At 31.0% G+C, this 20,850-nt stretch carries 26 protein-coding genes, 1 pseudogene and 1 riboswitch; of the genes and pseudogenes, 14 read left to right on the plus strand and 13 right to left on the minus strand.

Going from position 1 to position 20,850, the window contains the following annotated elements; all coding sequences use genetic code 11:
• The first annotated feature begins 46 nt into the window (after positions 1-46).
• The 6 genes from GFJ99_RS02435 to GFJ99_RS02460 all read left to right on the plus strand — a co-directional run bounded on the left by GFJ99_RS02435 (position 47) and on the right by GFJ99_RS02460 (position 6,401).
• Positions 47-712, plus strand: a complete 666-nt coding sequence (locus GFJ99_RS02435; RefSeq protein ID WP_153207387.1) for a 4'-phosphopantetheinyl transferase superfamily protein — start codon at positions 47-49, stop codon at positions 710-712.
• 1 nt (position 713) lies between these two features.
• Positions 714-1,430, plus strand: a complete 717-nt coding sequence (locus GFJ99_RS02440; protein ID WP_153207388.1) for a geranylgeranylglyceryl/heptaprenylglyceryl phosphate synthase — start codon at positions 714-716, stop codon at positions 1,428-1,430.
• Positions 1,427-2,041 carry a nicotinamide riboside transporter PnuC gene (pnuC, locus tag GFJ99_RS02445; RefSeq protein ID WP_153207389.1) on the plus strand — a complete coding sequence of 205 codons (615 nt, stop codon included), beginning with the start codon at positions 1,427-1,429 and terminating at the stop codon, positions 2,039-2,041. The genes GFJ99_RS02440 and pnuC overlap by 4 nt, the downstream gene beginning before the upstream one ends.
• Positions 2,011-3,546, plus strand: coding sequence for a DUF4301 family protein (locus GFJ99_RS02450; protein WP_153207390.1), 1,536 nt, complete (start codon positions 2,011-2,013; stop codon positions 3,544-3,546). Before pnuC ends, GFJ99_RS02450 begins: the two co-directional genes overlap by 31 nt.
• Positions 3,539-3,940: an alternative ribosome rescue aminoacyl-tRNA hydrolase ArfB gene (arfB, locus tag GFJ99_RS02455; RefSeq protein ID WP_153207391.1), complete on the plus strand. Its 402-nt coding sequence runs from the start codon at positions 3,539-3,541 to the stop codon at positions 3,938-3,940. Before GFJ99_RS02450 ends, arfB begins: the two co-directional genes overlap by 8 nt.
• A gap of 93 nt (positions 3,941-4,033) precedes the next feature.
• A riboswitch (TPP riboswitch) is annotated at positions 4,034-4,129 on the plus strand.
• 82 nt (positions 4,130-4,211) lie between these two features.
• Positions 4,212-6,401: a TonB-dependent receptor gene (locus GFJ99_RS02460; RefSeq protein WP_153207392.1), complete on the plus strand. Its 2,190-nt coding sequence runs from the start codon at positions 4,212-4,214 to the stop codon at positions 6,399-6,401.
• Positions 6,402-6,444: 43 nt separating this feature from the next.
• Here the strand turns inward: GFJ99_RS02460 and GFJ99_RS02465 are convergent, their stop codons facing one another.
• Positions 6,445-6,867 carry a hypothetical protein gene (locus GFJ99_RS02465; protein WP_008255984.1) on the minus strand — a complete coding sequence of 141 codons (423 nt, stop codon included), beginning with the start codon at positions 6,865-6,867 and terminating at the stop codon, positions 6,445-6,447.
• A 152-nt stretch (positions 6,868-7,019) separates the two neighbouring features.
• Here GFJ99_RS02465 and greA point away from each other — a divergent pair, with 152 nt between their 5' ends.
• The 3 genes from greA to GFJ99_RS02480 are packed head-to-tail and all read left to right on the plus strand — an operon-like array spanning position 7,020 to position 9,111.
• Entirely contained in the window at positions 7,020-7,496 is a 477-nt protein-coding gene (greA, locus tag GFJ99_RS02470) for a transcription elongation factor GreA (RefSeq protein WP_008255985.1), read from the plus strand.
• A gap of 14 nt (positions 7,497-7,510) precedes the next feature.
• A complete protein-coding gene (locus GFJ99_RS02475; protein ID WP_008255988.1) occupies positions 7,511-7,900 on the plus strand; it encodes an HIT family protein in 390 nt (129 codons plus the stop codon).
• Positions 7,901-7,938: 38 nt separating this feature from the next.
• Positions 7,939-9,111, plus strand: coding sequence for a transglutaminase domain-containing protein (locus GFJ99_RS02480; RefSeq protein WP_153207393.1), 1,173 nt, complete (start codon positions 7,939-7,941; stop codon positions 9,109-9,111).
• On the opposite strand, the gene GFJ99_RS02485 is transcribed toward GFJ99_RS02480, so the two are convergent.
• Positions 9,104-10,261, minus strand: a complete 1,158-nt coding sequence (locus GFJ99_RS02485; RefSeq protein ID WP_153207394.1) for a PAS domain-containing sensor histidine kinase — start codon at positions 10,259-10,261, stop codon at positions 9,104-9,106. The two genes, GFJ99_RS02480 and GFJ99_RS02485, sit on opposite strands and share 8 nt — an antisense overlap.
• A 220-nt stretch (positions 10,262-10,481) precedes the next feature.
• Here GFJ99_RS02485 and GFJ99_RS02490 point away from each other — a divergent pair, with 220 nt between their 5' ends.
• From GFJ99_RS02490 to aat, 3 genes are all read left to right on the plus strand, one after another.
• Complete coding sequence (locus tag GFJ99_RS02490) at positions 10,482-11,357, plus strand: flavin reductase family protein (protein WP_153207395.1); 876 nt, start codon at positions 10,482-10,484, stop codon at positions 11,355-11,357.
• An 11-nt stretch (positions 11,358-11,368) separates the two neighbouring features.
• Entirely contained in the window at positions 11,369-11,746 is a 378-nt protein-coding gene (locus GFJ99_RS02495) for a DUF3127 domain-containing protein (protein WP_040470691.1), read from the plus strand.
• A 140-nt stretch (positions 11,747-11,886) separates the two neighbouring features.
• Positions 11,887-12,522, plus strand: a complete 636-nt coding sequence (gene aat / locus GFJ99_RS02500; RefSeq protein WP_153207396.1) for a leucyl/phenylalanyl-tRNA--protein transferase — start codon at positions 11,887-11,889, stop codon at positions 12,520-12,522.
• Positions 12,523-12,524: 2 nt separating this feature from the next.
• On the opposite strand, the gene GFJ99_RS02505 is transcribed toward aat, so the two are convergent.
• The 9 genes from GFJ99_RS02505 to rplM all read right to left on the minus strand — a co-directional run bounded on the left by GFJ99_RS02505 (position 12,525) and on the right by rplM (position 18,020).
• Complete coding sequence (locus GFJ99_RS02505; protein ID WP_153207397.1) at positions 12,525-13,367, minus strand: hypothetical protein; 843 nt, start codon at positions 13,365-13,367, stop codon at positions 12,525-12,527.
• Positions 13,368-13,371: 4 nt separating this feature from the next.
• A complete protein-coding gene (locus GFJ99_RS02510; RefSeq protein ID WP_153207398.1) occupies positions 13,372-13,590 on the minus strand; it encodes a VF530 family DNA-binding protein in 219 nt (72 codons plus the stop codon).
• A gap of 4 nt (positions 13,591-13,594) precedes the next feature.
• The gene (locus tag GFJ99_RS02515) at positions 13,595-13,966 is read right to left on the minus strand and encodes a hypothetical protein (protein ID WP_153207399.1); all 372 of its coding nucleotides are present in this window, start codon (positions 13,964-13,966) and stop codon (positions 13,595-13,597) included.
• Positions 13,967-13,983: 17 nt separating this feature from the next.
• On the minus strand, positions 13,984-14,544 hold the full coding sequence (locus GFJ99_RS02520; RefSeq protein WP_153207400.1) for a DNA-3-methyladenine glycosylase I: 561 nt from the start codon (positions 14,542-14,544) through the stop codon (positions 13,984-13,986).
• A complete protein-coding gene (locus GFJ99_RS02525; RefSeq protein WP_153207401.1) occupies positions 14,534-15,193 on the minus strand; it encodes a queuosine precursor transporter in 660 nt (219 codons plus the stop codon). Before GFJ99_RS02525 ends, GFJ99_RS02520 begins: the two co-directional genes overlap by 11 nt.
• Positions 15,194-15,284: 91 nt before the next feature.
• Positions 15,285-16,106 (minus strand): translation elongation factor Ts, encoded by an 822-nt coding sequence (gene tsf / locus GFJ99_RS02530; protein ID WP_008256011.1) that lies wholly within the window; start codon positions 16,104-16,106, stop codon positions 15,285-15,287.
• Positions 16,107-16,243: 137 nt separating this feature from the next.
• Entirely contained in the window at positions 16,244-17,005 is a 762-nt protein-coding gene (gene rpsB, locus GFJ99_RS02535) for a 30S ribosomal protein S2 (RefSeq protein WP_008256012.1), read from the minus strand.
• A gap of 173 nt (positions 17,006-17,178) precedes the next feature.
• A complete protein-coding gene (rpsI, locus tag GFJ99_RS02540) occupies positions 17,179-17,565 on the minus strand; it encodes a 30S ribosomal protein S9 (protein WP_008256015.1) in 387 nt (128 codons plus the stop codon).
• Positions 17,565-18,020, minus strand: coding sequence for a 50S ribosomal protein L13 (rplM, locus tag GFJ99_RS02545; protein WP_008256017.1), 456 nt, complete (start codon positions 18,018-18,020; stop codon positions 17,565-17,567). The genes rpsI and rplM overlap by 1 nt, the downstream gene beginning before the upstream one ends.
• A gap of 184 nt (positions 18,021-18,204) precedes the next feature.
• On the opposite strand from rplM, the gene GFJ99_RS02550 reads away from it, so the two are divergent.
• Entirely contained in the window at positions 18,205-19,227 is a 1,023-nt protein-coding gene (locus GFJ99_RS02550; RefSeq protein WP_153207402.1) for a LacI family DNA-binding transcriptional regulator, read from the plus strand.
• A 52-nt stretch (positions 19,228-19,279) separates the two neighbouring features.
• Positions 19,280-19,897 (plus strand): hypothetical protein, encoded by a 618-nt coding sequence (locus GFJ99_RS02555; protein ID WP_153213608.1) that lies wholly within the window; start codon positions 19,280-19,282, stop codon positions 19,895-19,897.
• A 43-nt stretch (positions 19,898-19,940) separates the two neighbouring features.
• Here the strand turns inward: GFJ99_RS02555 and GFJ99_RS02560 are convergent, their stop codons facing one another.
• Entirely contained in the window at positions 19,941-20,513 is a 573-nt protein-coding gene (locus tag GFJ99_RS02560; protein ID WP_370454284.1) for a nicotinamide mononucleotide transporter family protein, read from the minus strand.
• Between the two features lie 183 nt (positions 20,514-20,696).
• Positions 20,697-20,850, minus strand: a pseudogene (locus GFJ99_RS02565) (IS5/IS1182 family transposase); the annotation flags it as partial.

The following is a 20,850-nucleotide window of genomic DNA, read 5'->3' on the forward strand; positions in this document are numbered from 1 at the left end:
GTGAATTGTTTAATATTCTAATGATTTGAAAAACAACAAAATATAAATGCCATTACATAAAACCATACAAATAAACGAAAATACAACGGCGTACTTTTGGCACATTACCGAAGACGTAACTTCATTATTTAGAGCAGTTTCGTTAAAAGACACCTCTCTTTTTCGTTTAGAAGGAATGAAATCGGAAGCCCATCAAAGAGGTTTTTTAGCCGTGCGAATGTTGTTACAACATCTAGGTTACACCGATTATGATTTACATTATGATGAAAGTGGAAAACCGCATTTAAGGCCAGAAACTGGAAACTGGAAGCTTGAAGAAAACCCATCACCCAAACACATCTCCATTTCTCATTCTCATGAATTTTCGTGTATTTGTATAAGTACCGAATTAATGGGAATCGATATGGAAAAATGCAAAGAAAAAACGCTTAAAATTGCGCCTAGGTTTTTAGAAATGAAGCATTTGGAAAATCTTTCTACTCCAGATAAAATTGCAAAAGCTACTGTAATTTGGGGTGTAAAAGAATCAATATTTAAAATTAAAAACGAAGTTGGAATTAGTTTTCCAGAACATATTTTTGAAGACGAATTTAATTTAAAAGACGGAAAGTGTTCTGCTAATTTGCATTTTAATAACCAAATAGAAAAGTTCAAGATTCATTTTTATAACGTAGAAGCATATATATTTGTGTGTGCTTTCCCAAAAAAATAAAATGCAAAATCTATATTCAAATATACTTCAAGCCAAAAAGAATCGTCAGAAGCTATTAGCTGTTTTAATTGATCCCGAAAAGGTTTCAATTGAACAAGCGGTGGTGTTGGGTGAGAAAATTAAAAAATCGCCTGCCACGCATATTTTTGTGGGTGGAAGTACTTTCAATGGAACGCATTTAGACGAATTGATTTCCGTTATTAAAACAACTACGCAATTACCAGTATTAATTTTTCCAGGCCATCCTTCGCAAATTTCAAATGAAGCTGATGGGATTTTATTTTTGAGTTTACTTTCAGGCAGAAATCCAGAATATTTAATTGAACATCATATAAATTCAGTTGAAATATTAGTGCAATCTAAATTGGAGATTATTCCCACAGGTTATTTGTTAATTGATGGAGGAAAAGAAACTGCTGTGCAACGTGTAAGTCAAACGTTACCAATTGAACAAGATAATATCGAATTGGCATATAAAACCGCAAAAGCAGGCGAATTTCTTGGGAAAAAGTTGATATATTTAGAAGCAGGAAGTGGTGCTAACCAACATGTTTCTTTAGAAATGATTCAATATGTAGCTCAGAATATTGATGTTCCTTTGATTGTGGGCGGCGGAATTCGTTCAATGACAACTATTCAAGATATTTATTCGGCAGGGGCAGATTTGGTAGTAATTGGAACTGCTTTTGAGAACGATCATAATTTCTTTTCAATATGATAGAATTTTTATTTTCTCAATATAAAGACTATTCGAATGTTTTTATTTTTCTCGAATTAACCGCTGTAGTTTTTGGAATAATAAGTGTTTTATTTGCGAGAAAAAATAATATTTTAGTTTATCCAACGGGTTTAGTAAGTACCCTGATTTATGTGTATATTTTATTAGAATTGAAATTATTTGGCGATTTTATCATTAATATTTATTATTCTGTAATGAGTATTTTAGGATGGTATTTGTGGACCCGAAAAAAAAATGGAGCTACTGAATTTCCAATTTCAGTAATGAATCGAAAAGATTATTTGATTTCGAGTATAATTTTTGCAGGAACCTTACTTTTTGTTGCTTTAGTTTACTTTTTTTTTGATAAATTTACCCATTGGACAGCTTATGTTGATACGCTTACAACTGCTTTGTTTTTTGTAGGAATGTGGCTCATGGCCAAACGAAAAATTGAAAACTGGTTACTTTGGATTGTTGCTGATATTATTTCGGTTCCTTTGTATTTTTATAAGGGACTAACATTTTCAAGCATACAATTTTTATTATTTACAATTATTGCTATTTTAGGCTATATAGAATGGAGAAAATTTTTACAGAAGCAGATTTAAAATATATAAAGGAAAGAGGCAATTCTATTGATAAAGTAGAGCAACAATTGGCTCTTTTTATACAAGGAATTCCTAAAATTAATTTAGTAAAATCGGCAACCGTTGGCGATGGTATTTGGCGTTTTTCAGAAAACGAAATTAATTTGTTTGTAACTTATTTTGATAAGCATAAAGATAAATATACCATAGAGAAATTTGTCCCTGCTTCGGGAGCAGCAACTCGGATGTTTAAGTTTTTGAATGAGTTTTTAAATGAATTTGATGCCGAAAATGACACTATTAATAGTTACATCAACAAAAAAAACGCAAAAGATGTTTCTATATTTATTTTTGGATTAAAAAACTTTCCTTTTTACAGAGAATTAAAAAAGAGAACACTCGATTTATTTCCTGATTATTATTCCTTGTCTAATGATAAAAGACATTATGCTTTAATTAAAACGTTATTGAGTGAAGAAGGTTTAAATTATGCTCAAAAACCTAAAGGAATTTTGCCTTTTCATTTTAAAGCCGATACTATTGTTACTCCTATTGAAGAAAATATTTTTGAAGCAGAGTTTTTTAAAAGTTCAAATGATAAAACTAAAATTCACTTTACGATAAATAAAGAATTTCAATTCGAATTTGAGAAAATAACGAATCTTTTCTCTGATTATGAAATCAACTTTTCTTATCAAGATCAATCGTCAGATACTTTAGCGGTTAATGATGATAATACGCCATTTCGTTTAGATGATAATACGTTGTTTTTTAGGCCTGGCGGACACGGTGCTTTGATTGAAAATTTAAATGCATTGCAATCAGATGTGATTTATATTAAAAATATAGATAATGTTTCTCAAAATCATTCAGATGTAATAACACTTTACAAGAAATTATTAGGAGGTGTATTGTTAAGAATGCAATATCAAATTTTTGATTATTTAAATAAGTTGTATAGCGGAAATTTAACGGAAGATGAAATAACTGAAATTAAAGATTTTGCCGAAAATAAAGCAGCTTTTCCGTTGCCTGAGGAATTTAATTATTTTCAGACAACTTATAAAATTGAATATTTAATCAAAGTGTTAAACCGACCAATTCGTGTTTGTGGAATGGTAAAAAATGAAGGTGAGCCTGGCGGTGGGCCATTTTGGGTGCAAGATGAAAAAGGTCGATATACGCTTCAAATAGTTGAATCATCTCAAATAGATACCAACAACAAAACTCAAAAGAAAATTGCTAAAAGAGCTACACATTTTAATCCGGTTGATATTGTTTGTGGTGTAAAAAATCATAAAGGGGATAAATTTGATTTAACTCAATTTGTAGATCCAAAAACGGCATTTATTACCGAAAAAACAAAAGACGGAAAATCTATAAAAGCATTCGAATTGCCTGGTTTATGGAATGGTGCTATGGCAAAATGGACTACAATTTTTGTTGAGGTGCCTTTAGAGACTTTTAATCCGGTTAAAACAGTAAATGACTTATTAAAATCGTCACATCAACCTGATAATGGATAAATCAATTATCGCATCTGAGTTTTCATTTAAAGCAGTAAGGAGCAGTGGTGCAGGTGGGCAAAATGTAAATAAAGTTTCGTCAAAAGTGGTGCTTACTTTCGATTTAGTCAATTCAAAAGGATTAAAAGAGGAAGAGAAAGAATTGCTTCAAACTAAAATAGCTACCAAACTTACTCAAGAAGGCATATTAATTATAACAAGCCAAGAAGACAGAAGTCAATTAAAAAATAAAGAAATTGCAATTAAAAAATGTTTCAAATTAATTGAAAATAACTTACTGGTTTCTAAAGAACGCAAGGAAACTAAAATTCCAAGAGCTGTAAAAGAAAAACGCCTCAATGCTAAAAAAGTAATGAGCGTTTTAAAACAAAACAGAAAAAAACCAAACTATTAAATTTCAATTACAAATTCAAAAGTCAAGATCAATAAAAATGAAATAAATTGAGTTTTTGTATTGCAATTGTAATTGATATTGCTTTATCTTTGCCCCGTCTCAAAGGGGTGCTCTAAATAACGAGCTGAGATCATACCCATAGAACCTAGAACAGATAATGCTGTTTAGGGAATCGACAAAAATAAAAGTGCACGTTTATTGGCGTTGAAGAGTATCAAATTTAATTTTTAACCAAGAGTAATTGCCCCTTTTATTCGTATTTATTTTACGAATGAAAACTTTACTAAAACAAAGTACAAGGTACAAAGTACAAAGTACAAAGGCTTATTTAAGTCTATTTTTTATTTTCTTTTCTCTTTTTTCTTTTTCACAAGAAAAACCTAAAGACAGTTTAAAAACAACTGAACTAAAAGAAGTTACAGTTTCTTCTGTAAGAGCAAAAGATAAAAATCCAATCACTTATACAAATCTTTCAAAAGAAGATATTGCGCCAAGAAATTTAGGTCAAGATGTGCCTGTATTGTTGCAATATTTGCCATCTGTAGTTAGTACAACCGATGCTGGAAATGGTCTAGGTTATACTTATATGAGAGTTCGTGGTGCTGATGGTTCTCGTATCAATGTTACTTTAAACGGAGTTCCCTTTAACGATAGTGAAAGTCAAGGAACCTTTTTTGTGAATTTACCCGATTTTGCTTCTTCTTTAGAAAGTGTTCAGCTACAGCGAGGGGTAGGAACTTCAACAAACGGAGCTGGAGCTTTTGGTGCGAGTTTAAATATGCAAACCAAATCGTTTCAAGAAAAAGCTTATGCTGAGGTTTCAAATTCGGTAGGTAGTTTTGCCACTCGAAAACATACAATAGCTTTTGGAACAGGTTTGCATAACAATTTTGAAATGAATGCACGTATTTCTAATGTAGCTTCGGATGGATTTATTGATAGAGCAACATCAAATATGTTTGGTTACTTTTTTAACACCAATTATATTACTGAGCAATCACAAGTGAAATTTTTAGCTTTTGGAGGGAAACAAAAAACCTATCAAGCGTGGTACGGAATTGAAGACACAGAAAAATTAAAAAATGACCGTACATTCAATCCAGCAGGAATGTATACAGATGAATTTGGAAATGTGCAATTCTATGATAATGAAACCGATAATTATTGGCAAAATCATTTTCAATTGCATTGGACAGAAAAGTGGTCTGAAAAATGGATTTCAAACGCAGCATTGCATTACACGATTGGAAAAGGTTATTTTGAACAATACAAAGAAGATGAAGATTTAACCGATTACAATTTACCTGATTTTAATGGGAATTCGATTTCAGATTTAGTCAGAAAGCGATGGTTAGATAACGATTTTTTTGGGGCAACTTTTTCATTAAATTATCGAACACCAAAAACGGATTTGTTATTTGGTGGAGCGGCCAATCGTTATTTAGGAAAACACTTTGGGGAAGTTGTTTGGACTCAAAATTATGTTCCAAATCCTAATCGTTACTATGATAATTTTGGAAATAAAGATGATGTCAATTTCTACACAAAAGCATCTTACAATATTACAAGCCATCTGAATTTATTTGCCGATTTACAATACCGAATGGTGTTTTATGAAGCAACAAGTGTTAAGTTTTCGGATGTGAATGATACTTTTCGTTTTTTTAATCCAAAAGCTGGGGTGAACTATCAATTAGACACTAAAAATTCCTTTTATGGCTTTTTAGGAGTTGCCAATAAAGAACCAAGACGCGATGATTATGAAAGCGGAAGCGTGAAACCAGAACGTTTAATAGATTATGAATTAGGTTGGAAATACAATACTCAAAAAGTAAAAATTAGTGCCAATGCTTTTTATATGAATTACAAAGACCAATTGGTTTTAACAGGTGCATTAAACGATGTGGGTTCTCCAATTTTTACTAACAGTGGAAAAAGTTATAGAGTAGGATTAGAAGTTGAGTCAACAATAGCAATTGCTGATAAATTAATTTTGAATCCAAATGTAACTCTGAGTCAAAATAAAAACCAAGATTTCTATTTTCAACGTGATGGGGTTTTACAAAATTTAGGCAATACAGATATTGCTTTTTCGCCAAATTTAATCGTTGGAAATCGATTGACTTTTTTGCCAATTAAGGATTTTCAAATTTCGCTTTTGTCCAAATTTGTAAGTGAACAATACATGGGGAATATCGATTCAAAACGATCTAAATTGGAGGCTTATTTTGTCAATGATTTAAATATTAATTACGAATGGAAGATAAATAAATCCATCAAATCAATAGTTTTATCAGGATTGGTAAACAATATTTTTGATTTAGAATACGAATCCAATGGTTATTTCTATACTTATGATGACGATTGGAGTAGTCCAGGAAATATTACAACAATTGAAGGAGCAGGATATTTTCCACAAGCAGGAATTAATTTCATTTTAGGTTTAAACTTGAAATTTTAGTAAAAACAAAAAGCCTGAAAGAATATTACTTTCAGGCTTTTTCTTAGTTATAAACTCGTAACGATAAAGCATCTAATTGTTCTACTCGATATTGCTTCATTGGATATTGCATTCCAGCAGCCTGACCCGTAAATAAGCTGTAAGAAGCGCCATCGCAAGCACAAACGGCGTTTATACCAGTTAAAGTCATGGTAGAACAGCTGCTTAATGCCTGATTAGGGCAAGCAGCATCAAATGCTACATAACTACCGCCGGTATTAAAAACAATAATCCCTCTTACTCCAGCACTTCCATTATTTATATAAACGGCATTGCTTGGAAATTGTAAATTACTAAATTGTGGTAAATTCATGTTTATATTTACATTAAAACTATAATTTGGTAAATACGGATTGTTGTTGCTAAAATTATCTTTTTCGCAACTAAATAAAAAGGGTAGTAAAAGAAGTATTAAGTATTTTTTCATTTTTTTTCTTAAAAAAAGTTAAACAAATTTAATTAATTACTTTTGAGATACATTATGTAAAGTCATAAATTAATATTAAAAATAAATTACTATCTTTGTGAAAAGGAATCCCATGTAGGTGGGATTCTTTCTATTTTATAAACGATGAAGTTATGAGTACAGTATCTTATTACACAGCAGAAGGATTAAAAAAATTAAGAGACGAATTAGATCAACTTAAAAGTATAGAGCGCCCAAAAGCATCACAAGCAATTGCAGAAGCAAGAGACAAAGGTGATTTGTCTGAAAATGCAGAATATGATGCTGCTAAAGAAGCGCAAGGATTATTAGAAATGAGAATTTCGAAAATGGAAGAGGTTGTTGCTAATGCACGTTTAATTGATGAATCACAATTGGATTTATCAAAAGCACTTGTATTATCTACAGTTAAAATTAAAAACCAAGCTAATGGTATGGAAATGAAATACACATTAGTAGCAGAAAGTGAAGCCGATTTAAAAACAGGAAAAATTTCTGTAACCTCTCCTATTGGTAAAGGGTTACTAGGAAAATCTGTTGGAGAAGTAGCAGAAATAATCGTTCCAAATGGCGTTTTAAAATTTGATGTTTTAGAAATTACAAGAGACTAATAATACGTTTAAAAATGGCAAGTATTTTCACTAAAATAGTAAACGGAGAAATTCCATGTTATAAAATCGCTGAGGATGAAAATTATTTAGCGTTTTTAGATGTGAATCCAAATGCAAAAGGCCACACTTTGTGTATTCCAAAAAAAGAGATTAATAAAATCTTTGACATGGAAGAAGAACTTTATTTAGGATTAATGAAGTTTTCAAGAAAAGTAGCAAAGGCTTTAGAAAAATCAGTTGAATGCAAAAGAATTGGTGTTGCAGTTGTAGGGTTAGAAGTGCCACATGTGCATGTACATTTAATTCCGCTTCAAGACATGGACGATATGCGTTTTCAACGTAAAACAACTTTGTTGCCAGAAGAATTTCAAGAGTTAGCTAGTCAGATAACAATGAATTTATAATAAGAAAACACCAATAGGTGTTTTTTTTTCATTAAAACATGAAATATCAATTTTACCTATTATTTTTTTTTCAGTCAATTATTTTTGCACAAGTAAAGAATAGTTACTCTTTGGTTGAAAAGCAAATGCGTTTAATTTCAGTAGAACAATCAAAATCTACTAAAGAAATTGCAAACTATATTAAACTTAGTTTTAAAGGGGAAGAGTTGCAAATTAAAGCAGCTTATTTTCATGTAATTTCTACTATTTCCTATGATGTAAATTATAATTTTTCTACAGAATTATTTAGTAGCGATGAAGATTTTGTTTCTAAAACAATTGAAACTAAAAAAGGCGTTTGTATTCATTATGCCAAATATTTTAAATCGATTGTGGATCAATTAGGATTTCAATGCCAAATTATTACTGGATATACTAAATTAAACAATCAAATAGGTAATCTTTCTCATGCTTGGTGTGCCATTAAAATGAAAGATGGTAAATGGTATGTTTTTGATCCTACTTGGGATGCGGGTTATGTTAAAAATCAACAATTTGTTCGAAATATAATTTCAAAACATTTCAAAATGCTGCCTTCTATAGCAATTATTTCACATATGCCGTTTGATTATTTATGGCAATTTACTCAAGAGCCAATTTCAAACCGTGAATTTTATAATGGGAAAGCGTATGAAAACAAACCCAAAAGAAATTATGATTACCAAGTTGAAATTGATAAATATTTAAAATTATCTGAAATTGATAAGGCATTTGAAAGTTCAGAACGAATTCAGGAAAATGAAATAATAAATGATTTAATTCTAGAACAATATACTTACATGAAAAATGTTTTTAATGTTTCTAGATATAATAAAAACATCGAAAAATTCAATGAAATAATAGAAGATTATAATGTGGCAATTGTTTTGCTAAATGATTTTATAATTTACCGAAACAAAGGTTTTACTCCCTTTTTTTCTGATGCAATTCTGTTAGAAATGATTAAAACTCCAACTGATAAATTAGAAAATATTCAAAAAGAAGTTTCTTTAATAAGTAGTGTTGGTAAAGAAAATGCGGCAAATTTTAATGAGTTAAAGTCGTCAATTGCCGAATCTGTAAAACAATCGCAGGAACAATATAATTTTGTTAAAGACTACATATCCAAAAGCAAAAAAGACCGAAAAAAAATGGTAAATAAAGTAATTTGGTCTGGAAAGCTAATTAAATAGTTGTCGATTTCTTAAAACTCATTTGCATAGTTGTTCCCTTTCCTATTTCAGAGTGTATTACTCTAATTTTTCCTTTGTGATATTCTTGTACAATTCGTTTGGTAAGCGATAGCCCTAATCCCCAACCACGTTTTTTTGTGGTAAATCCGGGTTCAAAAACTTTCGAAAACTGATTTTTAGGAATCCCTTTTCCTGTGTCGGTAATTTTAATTTTTACGATATCTTCAAGTTCCGAAATGGTAATATTTAAACTTCCTTTCCCTTTCATGGCATCAATAGCATTCTTAACTAAATTTTCAATTGTCCAGCTATGCAAAGCAGGGTTTATAGCGGCATAAATAGGATAATCTGGAGCCGAAAAACTAAAAACAACTTGCTTAGAAACTCTCGATTTCAAGTATTCAACCGTAGTTTTGGTATCTTCAATAATATCTCTGTTCTCTAAAACCGGCTCGCTTCCAATTTTTGAAAAACGATCTGTTATGGTTTGTAATCGGTTAATGTCTTTTTCTATTTCTTGAACAGTACTCTCGTCTACATTTTCTAATTTTAAAATTTCTAACCAACCAATTAATGAAGATAAGGGTGTTCCAATTTGATGCGCTGTTTCTTTAGCCATTCCTGCCCAAAGTTTATTTTGAGTTGACATTTTGGTCGCCTTGTAAAAGTTATAAACAACCGCGCCAAATAATATAATAATCAATAATAAAGCAATTGGATAATATTTTAATTTATTTAATAAAGGCGAATCTCCATAATAAACCAATTGGTATTTATTTTTAGAACGCTCCATTTTAATGGGCTGATTGTCATTTTTTATTGAATTAAAATATTTTTTTAACGCAATACTGTCTTTCGCTATTTCTTCGTCAATATTATTATGATCAATTATTCTTTCTTTGTTATCGGTAATAAAAATAGGAATTGTAGTATTTTTACTAATGATTTCAAAAGGTAAATCTAAGTCAGAATTTTCATTTGCGTTAGCTACAGTAGTTAAAGCACTCGACCAAAATTCCATTTTAGCACGTTCTTCATTCTTAAAAATTTGAAAAAAATTGTAGGTGTTCCAAAGTATTAGTACTACTATGAAAAAGGAAGCTACTATAATAAACCAACGGGTAAGATTTCGCCTTTCTGAAAACTGCATGTATCTAGATTTGATGTAAAAATACTAAAAACATTTAATTCTTTGAATGATGATTGATTATTAAAGATTTTTGATTTCGGAAAGGTTAAAATTCTTTTGAAGTTGAACTTGAAATTGATTTTTGAACTTGAAATTGAAGTTGACATTGAAGTTGACATTGAAGTTGATTTTTGAACTTGACATTGCAATTGTTTATTATCTTTGTAAAAAAAGTATCAGTATGTTAAGCATCGATCCAAAAGAAATAACTCCAGCAAAATTACAAGGATATTTACAAAGTGCAGTTGCACCAAGACCTATAGCATTTGCAAGTACTATGGACAGTAATGGAAATCCAAATTTATCTCCATTTAGTTTTTTTAACGTATTTAGTGCAAATCCTCCCATTTTAATTTTTTCACCCGCAAGACGTGTTCGAGATAATACTACAAAACACACTTTAATTAATGCTCAAAACACGAAAGAAGTGGTAATTAATGTAGTAAATTATGATATCGTACAACAAATGTCGTTATCAAGCACAGAATATCCAGATGGTGTAAATGAGTTTGAAAAGGCCGGATTTACGATGCTAAAATCGGATAAAGTAAAACCATTTCGTGTGGCCGAAAGTCCGGTGCAATTTGAATGTAAAATTAACGATGTGATTGCTTTAGGTGACCAAGGTGGAGCTGGAAATTTAGTGATATGTGAAGTGGTAAAAATTCACATCAATGAAGCTGTTTTGGATGCATCGGGTATGATTGATCAACATAAAATTGATTTAGTTGCCCGTATGGGAGGCAATTGGTATAGTCGTTCAAATGTAGGAATGTTCGAAGTAGAAAAGCCACTGACAACTTTAGGAGTAGGAGTAGATATGATTCCAAATTTTATTAAGGAAAGTACTTATTTTAATGGAAACGATTTAGGTAAATTAGGGAACATAGAAAATATTCCAACTGAAGAAGAAATTACTATATTTGTAAAAGAAAATTTTGAGGTAAAAGCGGTTTTAAGTTCCGATGATATGGATACAAAATTTCAAAAAGCAAAAGAGTATGTAGATAATGGAAGAGCTGTAGACGCTTGGAAATTGTTATTAGCAAAAAAATAAATTTAAGTATTATGGAAGTTTTAGGAAGAGTAAAATTAATTAATCCGGTGCAACAAGTAAGTGCATCTTTCAAAAAAAGAGAACTAGTAGTTACTACTGAAGAGCAATATCCTCAACATATTTTAATTGAGTTTGCACAAGATAAAACCGATTTATTGAATAGTTATAATGTTGGAGAACAAGTAAAAGTTTCAATCAACTTAAGAGGAAGAGAATGGGTTAATCCACAAGGAGAAACTAAATATTTCAATTCTATTCAAGGTTGGAGAATTGAAAAAATGCAAGCTGAAGCTCCATCAGCTCCTCAAATGCCTCCAATGCCAGCGGCAGAAGCGTTTGAACCAGCAACTAACTTTAAAGAAGAAGAACACGACGATTTACCTTTTTAATAAGTTAGAAGTCAGAATTTAGAAGTCAGAAGTTTAAGCAATACTTGAATTTCTGGCTTTTTTATTGAACTTGAAATTTGATATTGTAATTGTACTTGTATTTAATTTTTGATATTGTAATTGAACTTGATTTTTGAACAATGTATTTTCTAACCAAAGAATTATATTTTCCTCCAGCTGAAACTGCTTCCTTCGATGGAATTGTGGCAGTAGGTGGCGATTTGTCGCCTGAACGACTCGTATTGGCTTATAATTCGGGTATATTTCCTTGGTTTGATGACGATGAGCCAATTTTGTGGTGGAGTCCGCCTGAGCGTATGGTGTTGTTTTTTGAAGATTTGAAAATTTCGAAAAGCATGCGCAACATCATCAATCAAAGAAAATTCAAAGTTACGTTCAATACTGCTTTTAGAGATGTAATACTGAATTGCAAAAAGATTTCTCGAAAAGATCAACCAGGAACTTGGATAACCAATGATATGGTTGAAGCCTATTGTAAATTACATGAATTAGGTATTGCAAAAAGTGTTGAGGTTTGGCAAGATGATGAATTAGTAGGTGGTTTGTATGGCGTAGATTTGGGTCACATTTTTTGCGGCGAAAGCATGTTTTCAAAAGTGTCTAATGCTAGTAAATTGGCTTTTATCGCCTTAGCAAAACAATTAGAATTGGCTAATTATCGTTTGTTAGATTGTCAAGTTTACAATGATCATTTAGCAAGTTTAGGTTGCGTAGAAATTGAAAGAGAAGATTTTTTGATGGTTTTGAAATCTTAATATCACATCGTTCTTTTATTAAATCTTATTCTGTAAGTTCTTAGTAGATTTTCAAGTTTTCTATGTGAGATGTTAAGTTCATCAATACCGATTTGCTCATATTTATCATTATCATACCAAAAGAAAAGATATGTTTTTTCTGATTTTCCAGAACCTTCTGTGATTACTTCTTCATTACTTATTTGTGACCATTTTTTAAATCCTATGTTTTTTGAAGTAATTCCTTTGTTATCAATAATGATAATAGGCTCTTTATATGATGCTTTTTTAAACCCTAAAAAACCATAATAAATCCCAATCGAAATCGAAATCAATCCTAAAACTAAATTTTTTAATTCAGTATTACCTTTGTAAATAACGTAAACGCCTACATATATTACTATTATTGCAATAAAAAGTTGAAAACTATAATTAAATTTTGAGTAATATATTTTTGTTACTGGTGAAACTGAATAGTCCTCTTTGTAGACATCTTCAAATGCAAATTTCTCTTGGATTTTTTTTAGTTTTATTTTTTCATTTTTTGTTCTTATCTCTGTTTTTTCGAAGATATGATTGTCGTTCCAAATTAGTTTTGCCTGAACAGCTCTTTTTTTTAATTCGTGAACATTTCTAACATTTTTAAATGCCCAAATTCTCCACTTAGTAATCATAAAACTCCAAATTAGCCATGCAAAAACAAATCCACAACCTATAGCAACTAATATTCCCCACTCAGGTATTATATTTTGATTAGATAAATACCAGGATAATGAAGGAAATCCAATTAAGACAACAAATACAGGTAGATTTACCATTATTTGCCCTCTTTTAATTGCATAATTGACACTTATTTCTTGCTTCATCTTATTATTCTTTTAACTTCGGCAAAGTTCTAACATACAATTCTTCCACTTTTTTTCTTGCCCAATCCGTTTTTCTTAAGAATTTTAAACTTGAATTAACCGAGGGATTTTCTTTAAAACAGTTGATATTAATAAGTTCTGCTAAAGTGTCGAATCCGTAAAAATCTACTAATTGTTCTACAATGGTTTTTAAGGTTTTTCCGTGAAGTGGGTAGTTGCTCATAATTTTAGAAAATTTTCATCCAGTTTTCCTCAAAATCTGTTTGTTTGATTTCTTTTGTTTCAAATTTAGCTATAAAGTCATTGATTGTCAAATTATTGTCTAGCCAATAACCATAATCATTTTTAAAAGGAAATTTCACAATAACATTTTTATTTATATCCAAACCAATTTCTCTGATAGGATCACCACTCTTAATTTCAAATTCTATCATCCAATATTCCACTTTATCAATAAGGCTATCCTGTAAAGGGTTTGATTTAGGAACTATTTTATTTAATATGAATTCTAATATATAGAAAAAAATATTTGTAAATAAATTTTCCTTTTCATCATGTTTTACTAAACTATTAGTAAATCTAAATTCTAAATATTTCATCATAAAATAATTCTAAATTATTTTCTTGTAAAACATTCCATAATGTGATCATTCACCATTCCTGTGGCTTGCATATGTGCATATACAACGGTAGATCCAACAAATTTGAATCCGTGTTTTTTTAAATCGTTGCTCAAAGCATCAGAAATAGGAGAAGTTGCTTTTACTTCACTTAAGGTTTTGGGTTGGTTATCTATGGGTTTTCCATCTACAAATTCCCAAATATACTTAGAGAAACTTCCAAATTCTTCCTGTATTTTTATAAAAGCTTGCGCATTAGTAACCGTTGCTTTGATTTTTAATTTGTTTCGAATAATGCCAGCATCTTCCGCTAATTCTGCCATTTTATCTTCTGAATAATTCGCGATTTTCTTCAGGTTAAAATTATCAAATGCTTTTCTGAAGTTTTCTCTTTTTGCTAAAACCGTATACCAACTTAATCCTGCTTGAAAGGTTTCTAAAATTAAAAATTCGAAAATAGTTGCATCATCATAAACCGGTTTTCCCCATTCATTATCATGATAATTGCGGTATAAATCGTCTTTTTCGCACCAAGCGCATCTTAGTTTAGTTTCCATTTTTTTCAGTTCCTAAGTAGTTATCAATTAAATAGTGACCCAAATATATTAACGGGGTTAAGCCAATTGCAATTATTAGCTTAACAAAATAACCAGTAAAAGCTGAGGCTACAAAGGTTTCCCCATTTATTTTTCCAGGTAACCAAAAGGCAATTCCTAACACAATAAAACTATCAAATAATTGAGAAATCACGGTAGAGCCAGTACTTCTTAGCCAAATCATTTTTTTGCCAGTTCTGTTTTTTACAAAATGGAAAATAGTTACATCAATTAATTGGGAAACTAAAAACGCAGTGATGCTTCCAATTATAATCCACATACTTTGACCAAAAACCGCATTAAATTGTTCGTCAGAAATTAAGCCTTCTCCTGTTACTGCGGGAATTTGAAGTCCTATCAATAACAGAAAAAAAGTATAAGCAATTAATCCTGCTGTAATGAAAGATAATTTTTTTACTCCTTTTTCGCCAAAATATTCGTTTATTAAATCGGTTGTAATGAAAACAATTGGCCAAGGCAAAATACCTAAACTCATTACGGTGTTCCCTACATAAATTAATTTCCCTCCAATTAATTCTGCAACTAAAGCATTTGTAATAAAGATACCGGCTAATATTATGTAGATAATGTCTTTTTTTCTTTGAAACATTGCAATTGTTTTTTCAAAAGTAGCTGAATTTTGTCATAAAAAAAACTCCAATCCGAAGATTGAAGTTTTATATGTACTTGATTTAGGAAAATTATCCTAAAGCAACTCTTTTGAATCCAGAAACAGTTAAGTTACCTTCTACTGATTTAATGTAAGCAGCAACACTCATAGAACCATCTTTGATATAATCTTGGTTTACTAAAGTATTGTCTTTGTAGAAACGTTGGATTTTACCTTTAGAGATATTATCTAACATAGCTTCTGGCTTACCTTCAGCTCTTAATTGCTCTTTAGCAATTTCGATTTCTTTTTCAATGATTGCAGCATCAACACCAGCTTCATTTAAAGCAATTGGGTTCATTGCAGCAGCTTGCATTGCAACGTTTTTAGCAGCTTCTTCAGCGCCTTCAACATTAGCAGATAATGCAACTAAAGTAGCAATTTTACCAGCGTGGATGTATGATCCAACAAAAGCACCTTCTAATCTTTCGAAAGAACCTACTTCAATTTTTTCTCCAATAACTCCAGTTTGCTCAATTAATTTCTCAGCAACAGTGATTCCACCGAAATCAGAAGCTAATAATTCTTCTTTAGTAGCGAAGTTTAATGCTTGGTTTGCTAAGTCTGTAGCTAATTTTACGAAAGATTCGTTTTTACCTACGAAGTCAGTTTCACAGTTTAATGTAATTGCTACACCAGCTGTTTTGTCTGCGTTGATAACAGCAATAGCGGCACCTTCAGTAGATTCTCTATCTGAACGGTTAGCAGCTACTTTTTGACCTTTTTTTCTTAAGTTTTCGATAGCTAAATCGAAATCTCCTTCTGCTTCCACTAATGCTTTTTTGCAATCCATCATTCCAGCACCAGTGATAGTTCTTAATTTATTTACGTCTGCAGCAGTAATATTTGCCATTTTGTATGTTTTTTATTTGTTGTTTATAAAAGTAAAAAATTCCAAGTATAAAATCCCAAATTCCAATTTTACTAAATTGCTAACAAAAGTTAGAACAAGTTTGGAATTTGGAATTTAATTCTTGGAACTTAATTTATTTATGCTTCAGTTTCAGTAGCAGGAGCTTCAGTAGCTTCTACTTCTTTAGCTGGTAATTCGTCTTTTTCAACTTTTCTATCAGAAAGACCTTCGATTAAAGCAGCAGATACTAAAGATAAAACTTTATCAATAGATTTAGAAGCATCATCATTAGCAGGAATAACGAAATCAATTGGACGTGGATCCGAATTCGTATCTACCATTGCGAAAACTGGAATGTTTAATTTTTGTGCTTCTTTAATTGCAATATGCTCAGCTTTAACATCTACTACAAAAAGAGCTGCTGGAAGTCTAGACATATCAGCAATAGAACCTAAGTTTTTCTCTAATTTAGCACGTAGACGATCTACTTGTAATCTTTCTTTTTTAGATAAAGTCATGAAAGTACCGTCTTTCTTCATTCTATCAATAGAAGCCATTTTCTTAACAGCTTTACGGATAGTTACGAAGTTAGTTAACATACCACCAGGCCATCTTTCAGTGATGTAAGGCATGTTACATGCAGCTGCTTTCTCAGCAACGATATCTTTTGCTTGTTTTTTGGTAGCAACGAATAATACTTTTCTACCAGATGCAGCAATTTTTTTCAAAGCTTCATTAGCTTCTTCAATTTTAGCTGCAGTCTTATATAGGTTAATGATATGAATACCATTACGCTCCATATAAATGTAAGGAGCCATGTTTGGATCCCATTTACGAGTCATGTGTCCGAAATGTACACCTGCTTCTAATAACTCTTTAACGTCAATTTTGTTTGCCATTGTGTAATAGTTTACGTTCCGTGATTAGCAATGTTCCGTTTGGCTTTTGGCTTTTGGCTTCATTTAGATGCTAAACTAATTCCCTTTTTACAAGGAATATCGACAACTTTGTTTTTAATTCAATTTTAATTGTAAAAATGTATCTGAAAAAATATTCTGATAAATATCGAATATTAACGTTTTGAGAATTGGAATCTCTTACGTGCTTTTTTCTGACCGAATTTTTTACGTTCTACCATTCTAGGATCTCTTGTTAATAATCCTTCTGGTTTAAGGATAGCTCTGTTTTCAGCCTCAACTTCACACATTGCTCTTGCAATAGCCATTCTCACAGCTTCTGCTTGTCCTGTCGAACCACCACCATATACGTTTACTTTAACGTCAAAGTTTGAAGCATTTTCTGTCATAGACATTGGTTGCATAACTTTGTACTGTAAAGTAGCAGTTGGGAAGTAGTTAGTGAATTCTCTTTTGTTTACAGTGATTTTTCCTGTTCCTTCTGAAACATAAACACGTGCAACAGCGCATTTTCTTCTACCGATTTTGTGAATAACTCCCATTACTTAAGATCGTTTAGGTTAACGGTTTTAGGTGTTTGAGCAGCATGTTTGTGCTCAGTACCTACATATACATTTAAATTACGGAATAATTCAGCACCTAATTTATTTTTAGGTAACATTCCTTTGATAGCTTTTTCTACTAATAATGCAGGGTTTTTCTGTTGCATTACTTTAGCAGTTAAAGTTCTTTGACCTCCTGGGTAACCTGTGTGTCTGATGTACGTTTTGTCATCTAACTTGTTACCAGTAAGGTTGATTTTTTCTGCGTTGATAACAATTACGTTATCTCCACAATCAACGTGCGGTGTATAACTTGGCTTGTATTTACCTCTTAAAAGCATTGCTACTTTTGTTGATAAACGACCTAAGTTATGCCCTTCAGCGTCCACAACAATCCACTGCTTGTCTGCAGTTGCTTTGTTGGCTGATACTGTTTTGTAGCTTAATGTGTTCACAATAATTAATTTAAATTAAACATTCCATTCCCAATAAAGGGAGTGCAAAAGTACAATTATTTATTAGAATTACAAATACCTGAATGAAAATATTATTAATAACGTATTGGCCTTATTTTTAATTCCTGTTTTTTGTTTAAAATTTATTATAAATAAACTATTTTTACTTTTTTAAATTTTTAGTATGAAAGCAAAAGCCACCTTAAAACAAATAGCAAAAGAATTTGAAGTATCTATTTCTACTGTTTCAAAAGCTTTAAGTGATAGCCCAGAAATTAGTGAAGCAACTAAAATTAAAATTCAAGAGTATGCTAAATTGCAAAACTACAAACCTAATAGTATTGCTAAAAATTTAAAAAACCAACGCACTAATACTATAGGTGTAATTATTCCAAATATTTTAAATCCTTTTTTTGCTAAAGTTTTTAGTGGTATCGAAAAGGAAGCCTTATCAAAAGGGTATAATGTTATTACGGGTATTTCTAATGAATCTTATAAAAAAGAAATGCAAGTAATGGACATGCTAAACAATGGCACTATTGACGGTTTTATTGTAGCTGTTGCCGAAGAAACTCAATCTTTAAAAGAACACCAACATTTTAAAGATATTATAAACAGTGGAACGCCTATTGTAATGTTTGATAGAGTGGCACATACCGTAAGTTGTGATAAAGTAATTGTTGATGATTTTGAATCTTCAATTGAAGCTACTAACCATTTGCTTCAATTAGGGAGCAAAAATATTGCTTTAGTTTCTACCATAGATAATTTAAGCGTAGGTAAGCTTCGTGTTGATGGTTTTAAAAAGGCATTTGAAAATACAGGTACTCATTATGATGAGAACCTAATTATAATAGAAAGCAATTTAGAATTATTCGATTCGAAACTAAAAGAACTATTTAATAATAAAAAGGTAGATGCTGTTTTTGCTTTAGATGAACATGCTTCAACAATGGCAATGAAATTTGCTATTAAAAAAGGGATTAGAATTCCTGAAGAATTGAATATTATTGGTTTTGCCGATGGTGTTTGGTCAAGACGATTAACGCCGAGTTTATCTACTGTAAGTCAGCACGCGCCAGAAATAGGAGCAAAAGCTGCGGAATTGTTAATTCACAAACTAAACACAAAAGACGAGTTTTATCAACCACAAACCGTGGTGATTAAAACAGAATTGCGTCAGAGAGAATCTACTAGGAAGTTGTAATAATTTAGAAGAAAAGTGTATGAGGATTTTAAATTTTCCCTATTTAATTTTGATGATAATTACCCTTTTTGGTTGTAAAGAAAATACTAAAAAAAACATAACTACAAAAGATAGCACAATCCTTAACCGATCAGATGTTGATAGTACAGAATTAACAAACTTAATTAGAAACGTCTATAATTGGCACGAGAATAATGAATTAGAAGATTTTCCATATGAATATCAAGAGGGACAAGACAGTATATTTATTGGAATTGATTGGGATAAATATCGAAACAATATTGAGATTTTCGAAAAGACAAATTTTTTTAGTGTTGAATTCTTGAATAAACACAACCAAATAGCTAAAAGTATTGATTCTTCAATAAGGAAAGCTGACTTAAAATGGAGAAATAGAAATGATGGAATTTCTCTTTGGGAAACTGGAGCTAATGATTGGTGTGGTTGTCAAGATTATCCAGATAATTATTGGAAAACATTAACCATTGATAGTTTAATATTAAATAAACATATTGCCGACTTTGTCTGGACTTGGGATAAACAAATGTCTCACACTTATAGAGTAAAGGCAAAAAAAGAAAATGGTAAGTGGAAAATTAATTCTCTTAATGGGTTCAAATATTTTTATACGACGCAAGAGTATGATAAAATGATGAAAGATGAAAATTAGAAAGTAATGTGTTTTAATTTAAATATTCAATATGGAAATTTATTTAATTCTGCATCTTCTTATCATCCTTCCAAGTAATATAACCCAAAATCGCATTGAACATATAAAACACATATTTTGCGGTGTTGGCAATGTTCATTAGCATTATATTTTGTATGATTTTGAATAAATTATATACTTGCCAGTTAATCCAATTGTCGGGATACATTCTTCCTATATTAAAGGTGCCTCCAAAACTAATTCCAGCCGGAATGGCAATTGCGAAAAATAATTTCCAATCAATCGCTTTGTCAGAGAAAGAGGTGAAAGCAATGTAATTCAATACAAACGAAAGCAGTAAACCAATTGCCATATTTCGAAAAAAGATAACATCAATTGAATTCAAGTATTGTTTCTTTTTCCAAATTCGGAAGGCAAAATAATTTCCAAAAAATGAAATCGGATAGGTTAAAATCGCACCGATGTTTCCCAAAAGATAGTCGATACTTCCGCTCAACAAAGTATTGCAAGTGCTGATTAAGTTCCCAATGTTATTTTTCTTGGTGACCAATCGCGTCGCCATCATCGATAAACAAGTGTTTATAATGGAAAAATAACCCAAGTAAAACGAGGGCACTGAAAAACATCGACTATTTTGATTAGTACCGTTTTTAGTCAATAAAAAAACGCTTGTAACGGGATTTTAAATATCCGTTATGAGCGTTTTTCTTTTTGCAACTGTTTTTTATTGGAGGTTGTATAAGTTTGTTTTTGGCTTTTACAGGTTGTTTTTTCAAAATACCTGAGCAGATTGCGTTTTCTACATTAATTTGAGAATTCTTTTTAAGTTTACTGTGAATATTGCTATTGCACCTTGCATTTGCATATTGGTAATGCCGTATGAAATTGCTTTATCATAACCGTATACATTTTTTAATTCGCTATTTTTGGCTTCTATCTTGTATCGATGTTTT

This window comes from Flavobacterium sp. LMO6 (assembly GCF_009495795.1).
GTDB lineage: Bacteria > Bacteroidota > Bacteroidia > Flavobacteriales > Flavobacteriaceae > Flavobacterium.